Raw genomic sequence first — 16,813 nt, 5'->3', positions numbered from 1 at the left:
ACTCAAAACCGGATACACGCGGCCCGCTACCCCTAAAGCGTGTCGAGCAGATCGTAGCGCTTCAGGCTCGGTTCCGGCGCCAGATGCGCACCGGCCTCAAACACCATGATCTTCGGCAGGCTCGCTTGAATCCACGGCCACGCGGGCAAACCGTCTCCGTTGGGATTTCCCGTCCGGATGAAATTCACCAAGTAGCCCTGCATCGCGACGGAGGTTTTCTCGTCGTCGGAACTCCAGTTCCGCCCGGGCAACAACGACAGATTTCCCATCGCGTAAGCGATGTCCGCCGAGTGCGGCGCGCCGCGCTTGGCGGGCGAAGGGCGGGTGCTCTCGCCTTCCTCCGGCGGCAGTGGTTGCGAGTACAAGTAGCGAAATACCGGGGACCCTCCGCTTTTGCTGTGCAGGTCGATCCACTTCCAGGTGTTGTAGGCGTTAAAGCGATCCGACGCCAGGTCGGTCGCCACCGCGGGCACGTCTTCATCCGTCTCGGCGCGGTAAACCGCCAGGACCTCATCGGCGCGCTCGCCGTAGAGTTCCCGAACAGCCCGCTCGAAGTTGCGCCGCGTCGGCTCGGCTTTGCCCAGCAGCGCCCCGTAACCCACCTCGGCTGAAGTCCAACCCGCGAGTAACGGCACGTCCGCCTGCCGGCCAGTCGCGAAAATCTCCTGCGGTCGCACGACGAAGAAATAGTCGTCGAGCGTCGGCGGATAATTACCGAGACCCGGTTCGGCGATGATCGCCAACAGCTTCTCCGCCGGCAGCGCGCGCAACGCCGCAAGATCGACGCACTGCAGTGCCCTGGCCAACGCCAAGCCGTTCGCCTCCGCACGATCGAGCGGCAGCACCGACCGTGTCCCGAGCATCGCGCCACTCTGGCCGATGGCGCCGGCAAATAGCCCGCGCGAGAGTGGAGAAGCCATGTGCGCACTCACGGCTGCGGCTCCGGCGGATTGTCCCGCGATCGTGACCCGCTCCGGATCGCCACCGAACGCGGCGATGTTTCGCCGAACCCACTGCAGTGCCGCATTCTGGTCGAGCAGGCCGTAATTGCCCGAAGCGCCGTGCGGAGACTCCCGGCTGAGTTCCGGATGCGCGAGAAAACCGAAAACGCCGAGCCGGTAGTTCACCGTCACGCAGACGATGCCGTTTCGCGCCATGGCAGTCCCGTCGTAACGCGGCTCCGAACCATCGCCGGCCACGAATCCACCGCCGTGAAAATAGACCAACACCGGAGCAAGCGTGTCCGGAGATGAAGGAGGCGCCCAGATGTTCAGATAGAGGCAATCCTCGCTCATAGCGCCCGAACGGAAAATCATGTCGCTCCACATCCACCGCTGCATCGCGCGAGCGCCAAACTCCACCGCTCGATAAACTCCCGTCCACCGCGCCAGTGCCTGCGGTTCCCGCCAACGCAACTCACCCACCGGCGGCCGGGCGTAAGGCACACCCTTGAAGATTCGGACTCCCCCGTCGGTGCGTGTTCCTTGCAACCGCCCCTCGGCTACCAATACCTCCGGCGCATTTTCGGGATCGGAGGCGTGAACCACCGGTTTCACCATGGCAAAGAAGAGAACGACGAACAGCAGAAGGTGTTTCATATAACTTAAAAATTCCGGGGCACCGGCGTCGAACGGCGCCGCGATCCTACCACACGTAGGTGGCAACGGCCCCACCCGGAAGCATCGCCGCCAGCGCCCCCGCCGCCGATCGCAGTCGAAAACGCCGGGTTGCGGCACCGGGATTCGCAACCAACACGACCGTTTTGCCATCGGGCGTACGGAAAGCGACGTTCGGCAGTTCGGCGCTTTCGGAACTCGCTATCCGCACCGATGCCGGCGGGACAAACTTCGAGATGTGGCCGATGGTATAATACGCCAGGTTCCGCTCGACGATGTCGCCTTCGATCGTGATCGCGCCCTGGCAGATCGAACAGCCGCCGTTGTCCGTATGCGGATCGAAGTTTCGGTCGGCGGCGAGGTTCCAGAGGATGACATTGCGGCTCCAGTTGCGCGTCGCCCCCACCACGATGCGAGCCACGGGCTTCGCTACATTAAAATCCGTTTTGCTCACCGCCATCATCTCGGTGAAATAGATGTTCTTGGCGGGGAAAGCGTCGTGGACGCGGGACATCGCGCTGACTTGGCCCGCGTAGAGATGAAATGCCGAGCCGTCCACAAACCGGGCCGCCTCCGGCTCATTGAAGATCGAGATCGGATATTCAGGCGCATCACAGTTGTGATCGTAAACGATGATCCTTGTCGTGATCCCGGCGCGCTGAAAGGCGGGACCGACATGGTGCGCGATGAATCGCGCCTGCTCCTTCGCGAACATCTGCATGCTCGGCGTATTGCCGTCGTTGAAAGGCTCGTTCTGCAGCGTGACGGCGCTGATCGTGATTCCCTCTCGCGCCATCGCTTGAATATATTTCACGAAATACTCCGCATAGACCGGGTAGTATTCCTCCTTCAACTTGCCGCCTTGCACCCGGCCATTGGTTTTCATCCAAGTCGGCGCGGACCAGGGCGAGCCGAGAATTTCGATTGCCGGATTGATCGCGAGGATCTCCTTGAGGATCGGAACGACGTGTTTCCGATCGTCGCTGAGATCGAAGCGGGCCAAGCCCACGTCGGTTTCACCAGGCGGAAGGTCATCGTAGGAGAAGACGCGTTCGTTTAGATCGGAGGCGCCGATACTCACGCGCAGATAACTGATTCCGATCGCGTCTTTCTCGCGTGAAAAAAGCTCCGTGAGCAACCTGCGGCGCACCGCCGGCGACATCTGGATGAGGTGCTGTGCGCTCCCGCCCGTCAGCGCAAACCCGAATCCCACCATCGACTGAAACCGCTGCGTCTCGCCAAGGATGATCTCGATGTCGTCTGGGGAAGCAGTGAGTGACTCAGCCATGTAAGTCGCGGGCTGCGGCGACAGCAGTGCGCTTTTGTCAGACGTAGTTAACCAAGACTCCACCCTCCGTCCCTCATGTCCCGTCGCAGCCAACGCGGAAACAGCCACGAGCGTCAGCCCGCTGCTGATCAGCCGGCGGGTCCAACGCGAGAACCGCGCACCACCGACGATGCTTCCGCGTAGGGTGCTACTGGATCGCGCAGAACCAGAGGGCTCACCAGCGTTCGCATCGGTCGAAAACGCATTGTCGGGCATGACACAATTTCGAGTCGAGCCGACGCGACTCGCAACGACGGAGAAATGCGATTTCGATAATCCGTTATGAGAGAATCCGGACTGCACGATTTCGATTCAGGCCGAAAAGGGCGAAGGCCCCTTCGCTGAAGATCACGATATCGTATGGTCGCTACGCTCGGAGGGCATGGCAGTCCTCGCATGCGCTTCGCGTTGCGGGACCTCGGCGTGCATTGCGGCCGTCATCGTGTCGCACGCCTGATGCGAACAGCCGGTTTGCGTGGGCGCCAGCGCCGCCGCTTCCGGGTGCGCACGACCGATAGCAACCACGCGCATCCGATCGCGCCCAATCATCTCCTGCAGATCGCCCGGCCGCAGCGGCCGGATGCCCCTGAATTATCGCACGCCTCTCGACTTCGAATCTGTCAGCAACTAACCACTTCAAAACCGCGCAACCCCGTGTCCGAAAAATCGGGGCAAACCCACTTGCCACGCCCAGCCAAGGCGGGCTCTGACACGTTTAGCGGAGGGGGGCTGCGATATTCTCACCCGCATGGTATAGCCTTTTGGAAACGAGGCCCACGCTCGCCCCTACCCCCGGTTTGGGGCCTTTCCGTTCACCAATTGTTCACCTGCCAAGACGCTAGGGGCCTAGCAGGAGAAGAATGGTGCTCAGGAAGGGACTCGAACCCTTACGCCTCACGGCACACGCCCCTCAAACGTGTGTGTCTACCAATTCCACCACCTGAGCAACTTTCACTGAAGGAAGGCGGAATAAGAGGAATCGCGCGGGGCTTGTAAAGCCCCGAAATGACTCCGCTCCGCTTCTTTTTCGGCACCACCGACCTTACGGTCCGCGCAGGACCACCGGACCACTCGGCGCCACCGGAATCGCCGTCCGCGGCTCCTGCGTGATCAGGATTTCAGCCGGCGGTTGCGAGGCTTCAGGCAACGAGTAATAAAAATTTCCACTGCCTCCCTGCAGCTGCGCCGGCACCTCTCCCACGCGATAATATCCGGTCGCGTCCGCCGACTTCACCCACAGCTGCATCGTCTGGTCGACCGCGGGACGCGGCAGATTGTAAACATTCAGATAGCCGCGATGATCCTTGTCGTCGAACACCGACCAGGCATAGGGCGCGTTCGTCGCCGGCTGCAGGCTGTCGCCCGCACCGCTCGCTCCGCCGGGCACGAAACCGGTCGAACCGGGATCGCTGCCGCCGCCTGCGTTGGGCGGAAGATTCAGCGTCGCCACGACGACCCCCGGTTCGGTCAAAATCCCGCGCGCCACATCGACCAGGCCACGCCGCACGCCGCTCGCGTAACTCGCCGCATCCACCAGTTCCATCGCGGCGAGCCGGCCGACGCTGCGTTCGATGACCGCGCGGTCCGCCAGCTGACGGATGATCGTATCGTATTTCGCCCGCAGTTCGGCGTGCTCGTGCTCGAGGCCCGCGTAGTCGCGACGCAGCGCCGCATAATCGCGCTGCATCCGATCAGTCACCGTCGGCGTGGTCGGCCGCGCTGTGCCCTGCCCGTCGGCCAACCGGATCGCGGATGACCTGCTCTCCGCTGGGGGAAACGGTTCCGCCTCGACCGCCACGTCGGCCGGCGAGGACTGCGCGAGCGACTCCGCTGCCGGCGGTTCCGTGCGAGCGGGCGTGCGATCCACCGTTCCCGACGAGGCGGTGTCCTGTGGTCCGATCGCCGGCTGGAGCGGTCGCTTGAAATCCAGAAGATTGAGCGCGAGCAACACCGCCGCCGCCATCGGCCAGATGTAGTGCGACCACTGCAACACCTTCGAGCCCGCGGGAAACGGCCGCACCGTTTCCGGCGCTTTCGTGGCCGCGACGATCGCGGCGAGGGCGGTGCGTTGATCAAAAGCCGACATGGGCTCCGGCGGCGCGGCTTCGCCCGCGAACTGCGCCACCGAATCGGCACAGGCCTGCAACGCTCTTCGCGCCTGCGGGTCCCGCGCGAGCTGCTGCTCGAACGCCTCGCGTCGCGTGGCGTCCATCTCGTTCAGCAGATACTGCAGCGCGTCGTTTTCGAAATCGTCGGTCATGACAGGGCGACCAGTTGCCGGAGTTTGCGCACGCCGCGGCGAACGGGCGCCGGGCGGGGAGCCGCCAAGGCTCGCAGGACCGTGGCGATCTCGGACCGAACCACGCTGCCGAAGAACGGCAGGTCGAGCGCCTGGCGCCGCAGCGCCGCCAGCGACTCGGTGCATTCGGCGAGCGCGATGCGCGCGCCGTGAAAACGGGTGAGCTTGTCCTCGAACGCGGCACGCTCCGCGGGAGCGAGTTCGTCGAGCAGGTAACGCATCGCGTCAGTTTCAAATTCCTTCGTCATGGCGGGTCACGATTTGCCGGAGTTTCTGCAGGCCGCGCCGCAGATGGTTTTTTACGTTGCCCACAGGAGTCTGCATCGTCGCGGCGATCTGCGCCTGCGTGCAGCCTCCGAAGAACGCCAGCTCCAGCGCCTGGCGTTGCGGTGCGGAGAGCTCGCTCAGGTGCCGGCCGAGCCTCTCCTGTTGATCGAAAAGTTCAAATGAGGGCATCGTCAGCTCGCTGCTCTCGCGCTGCAGCGCCTCATGCAGCAGCCGGCGTCGCGCGCCCTTGCGCAGCCGGTCGATCGCGGAATTGCGGGCGATGAAAACCAGCCATGACACGACTTCTCCGCGATCGCGCCGATACGAGGCCGCCTGGTTCCACGCCTTGATGAACGTGTCCTGGACCGCTTCGCGGGCATCCTCCGGATCCTCCAGGATCCGGCGCACCAAGCCGTGCACCTGCGCGTTGAATTCCAGGTAAAGCAGTTGCAGCGCCTCGGAGTCGCCCGTGGCCATCCGCGCGACCAGGTCGCGGTGATGAGCGAGAGCATCGGCATCGAAGGAGCGCACAGCGCGGGACTGGCTATTCACCTTCACCACGGAGATCAACCGTTCCTCTCGGATTGCGTCGCGCCGGACCGGCCGCGGGTGCGGCCGGCCGGCGGACGGTTTCGTTACAATCCCGGTCCATCTCAGGGATGCCGGCCCCGCGGGCCGGTGATGCGCAGCCCCGCTCCGTCGCACGCTGCGACGAAGAGCGGGGGGAAATGGGAGGGAGCCGGGGAAATCATGTGTTGATACCCTTGCTTACGCCCTCCGGAAGCGCGCGGAGTCACCGCGCGCACATTTTTCCGCGCGGTGCCCGCCCGACCTTCTCCGCTCCCCCTCAGCCGCGCTGGCGATCCGAGAGCCCGCGCGCGAGGTCGCGCGCCAGATAAGGACCGCGAAAGATCATGCCGGTGTAGATCTGCACGAGCGTAGCGCCCGCATCGAGTTTCTCCGCCGCGCTCGCGACGTCCTCGATCCCGCCGACGCCGATGATCGGCAGCCGCCCGGCGGTGGCGCGCGCGATGTAGTTGACGATCTCGGTCGATTTCCGCCGCAGCGGCCGGCCGCTCAAGCCGCCCGCCTGGTTGGCCGTCGCAAACCCGCCCGGGCGCGCAAGCGTCGTATTCGTGGCGATGATACCGTCGAAGCCGAACTCCGCGATCGCCCCCAGCACCGCGTCGATCTGCCGGAACGTGAGATCCGGCGCGATCTTCAACAGCAGCGGCACGCGGCGCGTCCGCGCCCGGTTCGCCGCCGCGATGGCGCCGAGCAGCTCCCGCAGGCGGTCCTCCTCCTGCAGTTGCCGCAGCCCGGGCGTGTTGGGGCTGCTGACGTTAAGCGCGACGTAATCCGCGAAATCAGCGACCCGCGCGAAGCTCGCCAGATAATCCTCCGTCGCCCGGGAGATGTCCGTGACCTTCGATTTGCCGAGATTGACGCCCAGCGGAATCCGCCGGTGCCCCGGCGCCGGCTGTCGCGCGAGCCGGCGCGCCATCGCCTCGGAGCCTTCATTGTTAAAACCCATCCGGTTGATCACCGCCCCTTCGGAGGGATACCGAAACACCCGCGGTCGCTCGTTGCCCGGCTGCGCCAGCGCCGTGACGGTGCCGATTTCAACGTGGCCGAAACCGATCGCGGCCGCCGCCGGCCAGGCGACGCCGTTTTTGTCGAAACCCGCGGCGAGTCCGACCGCATTGGGAAACGTCAAACCGAAGACTTCGATCGGCCGCCGACATCCGACCGGCAAACGGCAGCGCCACTCCAGCAACCGGCAAAGCGGCGGCACCTTCGCCAGCAGCGCCAGCGCGTCCACCGCCAGTTCGTGCGCGTGCTCCGGGTCGAGCCGGAACAACCCGCGACGCACCATCGTCTCGTAAACCAATCCCATGGTGGAGCGACACTGAAAACGGTCCCCTAAAAAGCAAGGCGGGGAAATCCCTAAAAGCGCAATAAACGCCGTATAATCATGAGAAAACGCGCACTGATAACGGCGTTCGGAACCTAGCGTTTTTGTGCTTGTTTTTTAAACCTCCCCTCGCACGCTGCGCCAAAAATCGTCCTTTCCCTTCTCATGGCCAAAGCAACTTCAACTCTCGATTGGTGCATCGTCCGCCTCGGCGAAGATCACAACTGGTGGGTCGCCGAAACCAGCGATCCAGTCCGCTGGGATGTCGACGGCCTCAGCATCATCGACCCGCGCCAGCTCGCTCACCTCATCGACCTCGTCGATCCTCTGCGCGACTACGGTTTCGACCAGGACATCATGGAGCGGGCTTTCATTCTCTTCCGGATCGAGAAGGATCTCGGCAACGGCCGCATCCGCCTCAAGCGCACGAAGGAATCGCTCTTCGAATCCGACGAGAAACTTTTCGCACTCGCTGACATCCTTGACGAGGAAAACGGCCCCTACGCCGACCTGCTCGATCACATCACGCGCTGCCGCGTGAAGATGCTGAACGACCTCTTCGAATTCGAATCGAAGCTCACCCTCGACGAAGTCGAAGACGAGCTCCGCGAGGACCAGAACAGCCACTTCATCGAGGGCAAAGCCATCCACTCCTTCGAAGAATTGACGTCGATCCTCGACTTCATGCCCGCCGGCTACGAGTCGGACGACGAAACGCCGGCCAAGTCGCTCGACGACGAAGCCGACGACGCCGACCTGCCCGAACTCGACGAAGAGGAGGAAGAGAAGCTCAAGAACGACGAATCCCTCAAATGGGATGAGGACGAGGATGAAGAGGGCGACGACGAAGAGTCCGACGGCGACGAGGACGACGAGGATGCGGATGACGAGGAAAAAGAGGACGCGGACGACGAAGACGAGAAGCCGCGCAAAAAATCCCGCGGCAAACGCTGACTCCCATCGCTTTTCAAAGCGGCCCACCCGGGCCGCTTTTTTTTGCGGACCACAATCGTGCGGACGGCGTGCGCCCCGCGTCCGCAGCCCGCCATTGCCATTCGTCGCTTCGCCTCGCCATCTTCGCGCCATGCTTTCCCGCTGCGCGCTCCTGCTCGCCTCCGCCCTGCTCTTTTTGACCGGCTGCACCACCGCGACCCTGACCGCCACGCAGCCCGCCATCCCCGCGGCGACTTCCACCGCGCAGCTGCGCCCCGGCGATAGCCTCACCGTTTCTTTGCAGGGCGTGCCTGATCCGTCGCTGAACGCCGTCCAGGTCGACGATCAGGGCAACATCATCCTTCCTTTTATCGGTGCCGTATCCGCGGCCGGTCTCAACACGGGCGAGCTCGCCCAGCGTATCCGCGAAACGTATATCGCGAAGAAGATCTATCTCGGCGTCGACGTCTCCGTGAGCGTCACCGAACGCTACGTTTACGTCGGTGGCGAGGTGGTGCGACCGGGCCGCATCGTCTGGACGCCCGACCTCACCGTCGCCAAAGCGGTGCAGTCCGCCGGCGGCTTCACGCTCTACGCGAAAGAAACCCGCGTGACGCTCACTCGCGAACAGGCCACCTACCCGCTGGACGTGAAGCTCGCGCAGCGCGACCCGGCGCAGGATCCGCGACTGCTCCCGGGAGATTCGATCCAGGTGCCGCGCTCGCCGTTCTAGCGAATATTATGTTCCGAGTTTCGAGTTAGGAGTTCCGAGTTCGAGGTTCCGAGTTGAACCCACGACCGCCCTCCAGTCTGTCGAGTTCGTAACGCGAACTCGGAACCCGGAACCCAAAACTCTGAACCCAAAACCAGCCCCGCCTTAGCCCCGCCGCAGCGCCGCGGCCATGTCCTTCGCGAAATAGGTCAGGATCATGTCGGCGCCCGCCCGCTTGATCGCGAGCAGCGACTCGTGCCGCGTGCGCTCGAGATCGAGCCAGCCCATTTTCGCCGCTGCGTGCAGTTGCGCGTATTCTCCCGAAACCTGATACGCCGCGACCGGTTTTTGCGTCGCGTTGCGCACGTCGCGGATGATGTCGAGATACGGGCCGGCCGGTTTCACCATCACGATGTCCGCGCCTTCCTGCTCGTCGAGCGCCAGCTCCGTAAACGCCGAGCGCCGGTTCGCGGGATCGAGCTGGTAAGTCGACTTGCTCAACAAATGCGTGCCCGCCGCCTTCGCACTGCCCACCGCATCGCGGAACGGACCGTAGTACGCGGACGCAAATTTCACCGAATACGCCATGATGCCCGTGCCGGTGAAACCGGCCGCGTCGAGCGCCTGGCGAATCGCACCGACGCGTCCGTCCATCATGTCGCTCGGCGCCACGAGATCGACGCCCGCACGCGCGTGCAGGACGGCCATGCGCACGAGAATCGACACCGTGCGGTCGTTATCGACGTCGTCGCGCGCCACGTTCAACACGCCGTCGTGCCCGTGCGTCGTGTAAGGATCGAGCGCGATATCGGTCATCACCGTCAGCTCGGGCACCGCTTTCTTCACCGCCCGCACGGCGCGCAGGATGAGCGCATCCTCGTGCAACGCCGCCGTGCCTTCCTCGTCCTTCAACCGCGCGTCGAGCTTCGGAAACAACGCGACCGCCGGGACACCCAACTTCGCGAGCGCGCGGCATTCCTTGACGAGGTCGTTGACGTTGAACCGCATCACGCCCGGCATCGACGCGATCGGCTCCGGCCCGCCCCGGCCGTCGACGACGAAGACCGGCGCGATGAAATCCGCCGGCCGCAACACGGTCTCGCCCACGAGGGCGCGGAGACTCGCGGTGCGGCGCAGCCGACGCGGGCGTTGGGTCAAATCCAGCTTGAAAGAATCGGACATAAGAAAACCGCGACCTTGCACCGGCTTTCCCGCTTTCGCGACTGCATTTTCAGCAGCCACACACGTGCCCATCTGGTTCAACTCTCCGCCAGCGAACGCGACCCGGTGCCGCGACAGTTCGCGCAGGGCTTCTTGACCGAGATGCGGCCGCCCGTGCAGTCGCCGCAAGGGACGCGTCCACTGGCGCAATGCGCGCACGGCTCCTTCACCGCCGAGGCCTTGCCTTTCCCGGTGCCCTCGCACGCCGCACACACGACCGCCCGTCCGTCCTGCACCATTCCACCGGCACCGCCGCACGTCGGACACGGCGGCGATCCGGGTTTGAACGTGTAGCCGAGACCGCTGCAGGCGGGACACTGACGCGTGGCTTTGCCACCGCAGGTCGGACACGCCACCCAATTCGTCGTTTCGCCCACGCCGTTGCACGCTTCGCACGGACGCCCCGTCGTGAGCTCCGCCAGCCGTTTCTGCACCCCCGGATCCTGGTCGCCCGCTTGCGAATAAAAGCGCGCCGCCGCACCGAACTTTCCCTGCCGGTCGAGATGGCGCGCGAGCCGCAACCGCAGCGGCGCGACCAATCCGGCCTGCTCGCGCGTCTCAGCATACCCGGCGGGACTCGCCACCTGCTCGTGTTCGAGCAACGCCTGCACCGCGCCCGCGGCTTGGTCGGGCGTCGTCTGCATCAACTCCAGTAACATCGCCACGGCCGCGCTGGCTTCGCCGGCCGCATATGCGCGCGCCGCCCAGTGCGCCGCGGCCGCCGGATCGGCGGGCGCTCCCTGGCCGGCCCGCGCACGCCGCGCCAATTCGAGCAACGCCGGCGCATAGCCCGCCTCCGCGGCGCGTGTATAGGCCGCGAACGCCTTTTCCGGCGAGGGCTGAGACCCTTGTTCCAACCGTCGCGCGAGGAGCATCCACGCCAGCGGCGGCGCATCGGGAGCGGCGACGATCTTCTGCAACAGCTCCAGTTCGGTGGCTTCGTTTCGCGGCAGTTCGGCCGTCGGCCGCGCATAAAGACTCAGCAGCGGCACCGTCGCTTCCGTTTCGCCGTCGCCCACCCGCGCCTCCAGCCAGCGCAGCGCCGAAGGCAGACGGTCTTTCGCCAGATCCTCGGTCGAAACCCACGCGCGCGCCTCCTTGTCGCCGGCGAGCGCGGCCTCCTCGAAAAACGGATACGCCGCCGTCGCGTTCTCCGGACTTTGGCGGATCAACGCTCGTCCGTAAGCCGCGCGAAACGGCTGACGCGTGCGCACCTTCGTCTTCACGATCGCCTGCATCCGCGCGACCGCCGTCGGCCAATCCGCCGTGCGCATCGCGCGCCGCGCGGCACGCCAGTGCGCGAGCGTCGCCGTATCCGGATGCTCGAAAAAATCCTCCGCCGTCATCACCGTCCCAAGATCGGTGACCAACGGATCGTCCGGCGGCGCGACCGCGCTCAACAACTCGAATCCCAGCATCGTCTGCGGCGTGAGGTTCTCGATGCCCGCCGCGACAAGCTGCCGGCGCAAGGCCGCGATATCCTTCGCCGCGGCCTCGGGCTCGTTTTCCTGGAACGCCCGATAATACGCCGGATTCTGGCGGCTGAACTGCGCCAGCGGGCCGAGGTAATGCCGCGCCTGCAACGCCTGCACCACCGCCGGCTCGGGATATCCCGCGGCCGGCAGCGTGCCCAGCATCGCCCGCGCCTCGATCCACTTTCCCTGTTCGCACCACGCCCGCACGGCCTTCGCGGCCCCCTCGAGTTCGGCCGCCCCCGACGCGGCTTCAACCTCCCCGACGAACGCGTCGAAACGAACCGCGCGTTCCCGCGTCCAGCTGCGCAGGGGTTCCGCGGTCGCGACAGCCGCATCGCCGCGAAATTTCGACGCGCGCCACTGCAAATCCGCGAGTCGTGAGCGATAAGCGACGAGCGGTTCGAGTTTTTGCTCCAGTTGTCGCTCCACGCCGGCGACTTCCTGACGCACCTCCTCCTTCGCACGCTGGTGGAACAGCGTGCCGGTGGTCACGGCTCCGCCCAAGCCGATCACGCCGATCAGCAAAGGCAGCCGCGGCCAGCGCCAGCCGCGAACAACCGCGTTCGTCGCCGGCGCGGGGTCCAATCCGGGAACGGTTCCGTCGGTGGGATCATCCATCTGTGCGCCACCGCTTCATCGGCGCAAACGTGCCCGACTTCATCGCGAAAGCGGCGGCGCGAAATTCGAGTTCCGCTCTGGCGTTCTCTCCGTCAACGTCCACGTTCCTCCGCTGTTTCCATGGCCATCAAGCTCTTCGATTCGCTCTCCCGCGAAGTCCGCGAACTGACTCCGTCGCACGCCGACGGCGTTTTTCGTTTCTATAACTGCGGACCGACGGTTTACGCGCCGGCGCACATCGGCAATTTCCGGACCTTCGTGGTCAACGACGTCCTCCGCCGCCTCCTCGAGCTCGAATTCGGTCCGGACAAGGTGAAACACGTGCGCAACGTCACCGACGTCGACGACAAGACGATCAAGCGCGCCCGCGACGAGAACCGCTCGCTCGCCGCCGTCACGCAGCAGTGGACGGACAAGTTTCACGCCGACTGCGCCGCGCTCAACTGCCTCCCGCCGCACGTCGAACCCACCGCCACCGGACACATCCGCGAGCAGGTCGATATGATCGACTGCCTCATGCGCCACGGCAACGCCTACCGCGCCGCCGACGGCTCCGTGTATTTCAAGGTGTCCTCGTTTTCCAACTACGGCCGGCTCTCGCGCGTGAAAGAGCGCGAGCTGCAGCCCGGCAGCGCGCTCGCCGGCAAATCGCAGGCGGTCGACGCGGACGAGAAAGAAGACGGTTCCGACTTCGCACTCTGGAAGGCGCACAAACCCGACGACGGCGAAAACCGCTGGGACAGCCCGTGGGGTCCCGGCCGGCCGGGCTGGCACATCGAGTGCAGCGCGATGAGCAAGAAGCACCTCGGCGACACCATCGACCTGCACACCGGCGGCGTCGATCTGCTGTTTCCCCACCACGAAAACGAGATCGCGCAGAGCGAGTGCTGCAACGGCGTGACGTTTTCGCGCCAGTGGTATCACAGCGAACACCTGCTCGTGGACGGCAAGAAGATGAGCAAATCGCTCGGCAATCTCTACACGCTCGACGACCTCGTCGCGAAGGGTTTCTCGCCGATGGCGATTCGTTACGCGCTGCTCGCCGGCCATCCGCGCAAGCAGCTGAATTTCACGCTCGATTCGCTGCACGCCGCGGAAAAAGCGCTCGCCACGCTCCGCGCGCACCGCGCCGCGCTCGCGCCGGCGGCCGCCGCGCACGATGCGTTTGCCCCGGTGATCGCGGCGTTGCAGGACGATCTCAACACGCCCGCGGCGCTCGGCGCCCTGTTCACGATCTTGAATCGGAAAGAAGGCCAGCCGGATCTGGCGTCGTTCGACCGAGCGATGTTTGCCCTCGGCTTCGACCTGAGCGCGAAGACCGCTGCGCCCAAAGCCGACGCGCCCGCCGAGATCTCCGCGCTAGCTGAAAAACGCTGGGCGGCGAAACAGGCGAAGGATTTCGCGACCGCGGATGCGCTGCGCAAAGAGCTCGCCGCCGCCGGCTGGACGATGCTCGACCGCAAGGACGGCTACTCGCTCGAACCCGCGAAGAAGTAGTCGAGACATCTGTGGCGACCCAGCGCGCACAGAGAAACCACGGAGGTCATCGAGGCTCCGTCTTGAACTCCGTGGCTTCCGCGCCCTCTGTGTTCCCCATCCGATTCGTCCGCACGCCGCATCACTCGCGTTGACACTGCCGCCGTTTCCCGGCCACCTCTCCCTTCCGCCCTGCAATCGTAGGCAGGACGGCTTTTCACCATGGCCATGACTCCGCTCGAAGAACTTCGTCACTCGTGCTCTCACGTGCTGGCGACCGCGCTCCTTCGCCTCTACCCTGAGGCCAAACTCGACATCGGCCCGCCGACGGACACGGGTTTTTATTACGACGTCGATCTCGATCACAAGCTGACCGCCGAGGACCTCGCGAAGCTCGAGGCGGAGATGAAGAAGATCGCCGACGAAAACCAGGCGTTCATCCGCAAGGAGGTTTCGCGCGACGAAGCGGTCGAGATCATCAAGAAAATGGGCCAGGAGCGCTACAAGCTCGGCCGCCTCGCCGACATCCCGGCGGACGAAAAAATCTCGTTCTACCAGAACGGCGAATTCATCGATCTTTGCGCCGGCACGCACGTGCGCTACACGTCGAAGCTGAAGGCATTCAAGCTCCTCTCGATTGCCGGCTCGTATCACCGCGGCGACGAAAAGAACAAGCAACTCCAGCGCATCTACGGCACCGCGTTTCCGACCAAGGACGAGCTCGCGCAACACCTCGAGCGCATGGAGCAGGCCAAGGCCCGCGACCACCGCAAGCTCGGCCGCGACCTGAAGCTGTTTCACATCGACGAAGAGGTGGGCCAAGGCCTGATCCTCTGGACTCCGAACGGCGCGATCCTGCGCCAGGAGCTGCAGACCTTCATCAGCGAAGAGCTGCGCAAGCAGGGCTACTCGCAGGTCTTCACGCCGCACATCGGCAAGCTCGAGCTCTACAAGACTTCCGGCCACTTCCCCTATTACAAGGAGTCACAGTTCTCGCCCGTCATCGAAAACGAGTCGCTCGCCAAGGTCCTCGGCGAGGGCTGCTCGTGCGGCGAAGTTTTCGCGCGCTTGGAGGCTGTATCCGCAAAACTGGCACAGCAGGTCAACGCCCGCACCGGCCGCGAAACCATCACGCCGGACCGTGTCCGCCCCGACGAGCAGCTGCTCGACGGCTTCATGCTGAAGCCGATGAACTGCCCGCATCACATCAAGATCTTCGCCTCGCAGCCGCATTCGTATCGCGACCTCCCGGTCCGCCTCGCCGAGTTCGGCACCGTGTATCGCTGGGAACAGTCCGGTGAATTGAACGGCATGACGCGCGTCCGCGGTTTCACGCAGGACGACGCGCATCTGTTCTGCACCGAAGAACAGGTCGCGCAGGAAGTGCTCGGCTGCCTCTCGCTCGTGAAGATCGTGCTCACCACGCTCGGCATGTCCGACTACCGCGTGCGCGTCGGCCTCCGCGATCCGGACTCCAACAAATACACCGGCGATCCGGCCAACTGGGACAAGGCCGAGAACGCCTGCCGCGAAGCCGCGAAAACCCTCGGCGTGCCGTTCACCGAAGAACCCGGCGAAGCCGCGTTTTACGGCCCGAAGATCGACTTCGTCGTGAAGGACGTCATCGGCCGCGAATGGCAGCTCGGCACCGTGCAGGTCGATTACAACCTGCCGATCCGCTTCGACCTCTCCTACATCGGCGCCGACAACCAGCCGCACCGCCCGGTGATGATTCACCGCGCGCCGTTCGGCTCGATGGAGCGCTTCTGCGGCGTGCTCATCGAGCATTTCGGCGGCGACTTCCCCGCGTGGCTCGCGCCCGAGCAGGTCCGGCTCGTGCCGATCAGCGAAAAGGTCAACGACTACGCCCGCGCCCTTCTCGCGCGACTCAAGGCCGAGGGTTTCCGCGCGAGCCTTGACGAACACAGCGACAAACTCGGCGCCAAGATCCGCCGCGCCGAACTCGACAAGGTGCCTTACACGCTCGTCATCGGTCAGAAGGAAGCCGAGGCCAACAGCGTGTCCGTCCGCTCCCGCGCCCGCGGTGACGAGGGCGTGATGACCGCCGACACCTACATCGCGAAGCTGAAAACCGAAATCGCGACGCGCGCGCTGCCCGCCAGAAAGCCCGCCGCCGACGCGAAAGCGAACAGCTGAGCCCGAGCCACGTATCCACCAAAAGCGGACGATCCGGTGCGGTCGTCCGCCTCGTTTTCCGCCCGACATGGAAGAATTTCCCGAGCGAGCGCCCTGGCAATCAGAGCTCGACGCGATCGTGGGCGCGCGACACGGCGGCCAGAGCGCCCATGTCCTCGATCTGCTGAAGCAGCTCGACGCGCGTTATCCGAATGTCGCGGAGATCAACCACCAACTCGCGTGGACCTGCGACATCCTCGGCCGCCCGGCCGAGGCGGTGACGTTTTACGAGAAAGCGGTTGCGCTGGGACTACCCGACAACGAGCTCGCCGGCGCGCTGCTCGGATTGGGCAACGTGCTGCGGCTCGTCGGCGAAATTGAGCGCTCCGCCGAGGTGTTGCGCACCGCCAAGCTGCAGTTTCCCGAGAATCCGGAGTTCGACGCGTTCCTGACGCTGACCTTCCACGAACAAGGCCGCCACGCGGAGGCGCTGCGCCTCGCGCTCGATCTGCTCTGCGAGCGCAGCGAGGATCCGGGCATCGCTGCCTACCAGCGTGCGCTGCGTTACCACGCCGCCAGATTGCACTAGAGGCGCCGTCGCCTTCCCCTCCAGCGCCACCCAACCAGAGTGTCATACATTATATGACACTCTGGTTGGCGCTGGCGGAGATAAATCGATGGGCGGCCGGGAAACGGCGCTCGTAGAGAACACCGGCGTGAAGCGCGTAATCGAAAAGGCGCGCAGGCGACGAGACGGGGCGTTCCGCGTCACCCTTTGCGATTCCCCGCCCGTCGACGAAAATCCCTTCGCGCTAAAC

General features: G+C 64.7%; 13 protein-coding genes, 1 tRNA gene and 1 pseudogene. 6 read left to right on the top strand and 9 right to left on the bottom strand.

Features of this window, described 5'->3' with window-relative positions:
* Nucleotides 1-32: 32 nt before the first annotated feature.
* A complete protein-coding gene (locus AC6RV7_RS12820) occupies nt 33-1,598 on the bottom strand; it encodes a carboxylesterase/lipase family protein (protein WP_500094391.1) in 1,566 nt (521 codons plus the stop codon).
* Nucleotides 1,599-1,644: 46 nt separating this feature from the next.
* Entirely contained in the window at nt 1,645-3,159 is a 1,515-nt protein-coding gene (locus tag AC6RV7_RS12815; RefSeq protein ID WP_500094390.1) for a glycoside hydrolase family 30 protein, read from the bottom strand.
* A 165-nt stretch (nt 3,160-3,324) separates the two neighbouring features.
* Here AC6RV7_RS12815 and AC6RV7_RS12810 point away from each other — a divergent pair.
* Nucleotides 3,325-3,525: pseudogene (locus AC6RV7_RS12810) on the top strand (IS3 family transposase); the annotation flags it as partial.
* 279 nt (nt 3,526-3,804) lie between these two features.
* On the opposite strand, the gene AC6RV7_RS12805 reads toward AC6RV7_RS12810, so the two are convergent.
* The 5 genes from AC6RV7_RS12805 to AC6RV7_RS12785 form a co-directional block, all read right to left on the bottom strand.
* Nucleotides 3,805-3,889, bottom strand: a tRNA-Leu gene (locus AC6RV7_RS12805).
* Nucleotides 3,890-3,985: 96 nt separating this feature from the next.
* Complete coding sequence (locus AC6RV7_RS12800) at nt 3,986-5,203, bottom strand: hypothetical protein (protein ID WP_500094389.1); 1,218 nt, start codon at nt 5,201-5,203, stop codon at nt 3,986-3,988.
* Nucleotides 5,200-5,490: a hypothetical protein gene (locus AC6RV7_RS12795; protein WP_500094388.1), complete on the bottom strand. Its 291-nt coding sequence runs from the start codon at nt 5,488-5,490 to the stop codon at nt 5,200-5,202. Before AC6RV7_RS12795 ends, AC6RV7_RS12800 begins: the two co-directional genes overlap by 4 nt.
* Entirely contained in the window at nt 5,474-6,040 is a 567-nt protein-coding gene (locus AC6RV7_RS12790) for an RNA polymerase sigma factor (protein WP_500094387.1), read from the bottom strand. Before AC6RV7_RS12790 ends, AC6RV7_RS12795 begins: the two co-directional genes overlap by 17 nt.
* 316 nt (nt 6,041-6,356) lie before the next feature.
* The gene (locus AC6RV7_RS12785; protein ID WP_500094386.1) at nt 6,357-7,406 is read right to left on the bottom strand and encodes a quinone-dependent dihydroorotate dehydrogenase; all 1,050 of its coding nucleotides are present in this window, start codon (nt 7,404-7,406) and stop codon (nt 6,357-6,359) included.
* Between the two features lie 183 nt (nt 7,407-7,589).
* On the opposite strand from AC6RV7_RS12785, the gene AC6RV7_RS12780 reads away from it, so the two are divergent.
* Entirely contained in the window at nt 7,590-8,378 is a 789-nt protein-coding gene (locus AC6RV7_RS12780; RefSeq protein WP_500094385.1) for a hypothetical protein, read from the top strand.
* Between the two features lie 130 nt (nt 8,379-8,508).
* Complete coding sequence (locus tag AC6RV7_RS12775) at nt 8,509-9,090, top strand: polysaccharide biosynthesis/export family protein (RefSeq protein WP_500094384.1); 582 nt, start codon at nt 8,509-8,511, stop codon at nt 9,088-9,090.
* Nucleotides 9,091-9,234: 144 nt separating this feature from the next.
* Here AC6RV7_RS12775 and hemB read toward each other — a convergent pair whose 3' ends face one another.
* Both hemB and AC6RV7_RS12765 read right to left on the bottom strand, forming a co-directional pair.
* Entirely contained in the window at nt 9,235-10,251 is a 1,017-nt protein-coding gene (gene hemB / locus AC6RV7_RS12770) for a porphobilinogen synthase (RefSeq protein ID WP_500094383.1), read from the bottom strand.
* A 77-nt stretch (nt 10,252-10,328) separates the two neighbouring features.
* Nucleotides 10,329-12,383, bottom strand: coding sequence for a hypothetical protein (locus AC6RV7_RS12765; RefSeq protein WP_500094382.1), 2,055 nt, complete (start codon nt 12,381-12,383; stop codon nt 10,329-10,331).
* Nucleotides 12,384-12,503: 120 nt separating this feature from the next.
* Between AC6RV7_RS12765 and cysS the strand changes: the two genes are divergently transcribed.
* From cysS to AC6RV7_RS12750, 3 genes are all read left to right on the top strand, one after another.
* A complete protein-coding gene (cysS, locus tag AC6RV7_RS12760; protein WP_500094381.1) occupies nt 12,504-13,880 on the top strand; it encodes a cysteine--tRNA ligase in 1,377 nt (458 codons plus the stop codon).
* Nucleotides 13,881-14,081: 201 nt separating this feature from the next.
* The gene (gene thrS / locus AC6RV7_RS12755) at nt 14,082-16,016 is read left to right on the top strand and encodes a threonine--tRNA ligase (protein WP_500094380.1); all 1,935 of its coding nucleotides are present in this window, start codon (nt 14,082-14,084) and stop codon (nt 16,014-16,016) included.
* 67 nt (nt 16,017-16,083) lie between these two features.
* The gene (locus AC6RV7_RS12750; RefSeq protein ID WP_500094379.1) at nt 16,084-16,584 is read left to right on the top strand and encodes a tetratricopeptide repeat protein; all 501 of its coding nucleotides are present in this window, start codon (nt 16,084-16,086) and stop codon (nt 16,582-16,584) included.
* Nucleotides 16,585-16,813 lie beyond the last annotated feature (229 nt).

The sequence above is a fragment of the Opitutus sp. sgz309028 genome (assembly GCF_059821195.1).
This window is presented reverse-complemented; position numbering and strand designations above follow the sequence as displayed.

Excerpts from the sequence above, each read along its gene's own strand:
- thrS (WP_500094380.1), top strand. The coding sequence starts at position 14,082 with ATGGCCATGACTCCGCTCGAAGAACTTCGTCACTCGTGCTCTCACGTG.
- AC6RV7_RS12820 (WP_500094391.1), bottom strand. The coding sequence starts at position 1,598 with ATGAAACACCTTCTGCTGTTCGTCGTTCTCTTCTTTGCCATGGTGAAA.
- AC6RV7_RS12795 (WP_500094388.1), bottom strand. The coding sequence starts at position 5,490 with ATGACGAAGGAATTTGAAACTGACGCGATGCGTTACCTGCTCGACGAA.
- cysS (WP_500094381.1), top strand. The coding sequence starts at position 12,504 with ATGGCCATCAAGCTCTTCGATTCGCTCTCCCGCGAAGTCCGCGAACTG.
- AC6RV7_RS12780 (WP_500094385.1), top strand. The coding sequence starts at position 7,590 with ATGGCCAAAGCAACTTCAACTCTCGATTGGTGCATCGTCCGCCTCGGC.
- AC6RV7_RS12785 (WP_500094386.1), bottom strand. The coding sequence starts at position 7,406 with ATGGGATTGGTTTACGAGACGATGGTGCGTCGCGGGTTGTTCCGGCTC.
- hemB (WP_500094383.1), bottom strand. The coding sequence starts at position 10,251 with ATGTCCGATTCTTTCAAGCTGGATTTGACCCAACGCCCGCGTCGGCTG.
- AC6RV7_RS12765 (WP_500094382.1), bottom strand. The coding sequence starts at position 12,383 with ATGGATGATCCCACCGACGGAACCGTTCCCGGATTGGACCCCGCGCCG.
- AC6RV7_RS12815 (WP_500094390.1), bottom strand. The coding sequence starts at position 3,159 with ATGCCCGACAATGCGTTTTCGACCGATGCGAACGCTGGTGAGCCCTCT.
- AC6RV7_RS12775 (WP_500094384.1), top strand. The coding sequence starts at position 8,509 with ATGCTTTCCCGCTGCGCGCTCCTGCTCGCCTCCGCCCTGCTCTTTTTG.
- AC6RV7_RS12750 (WP_500094379.1), top strand. The coding sequence starts at position 16,084 with ATGGAAGAATTTCCCGAGCGAGCGCCCTGGCAATCAGAGCTCGACGCG.
- AC6RV7_RS12800 (WP_500094389.1), bottom strand. The coding sequence starts at position 5,203 with ATGACCGACGATTTCGAAAACGACGCGCTGCAGTATCTGCTGAACGAG.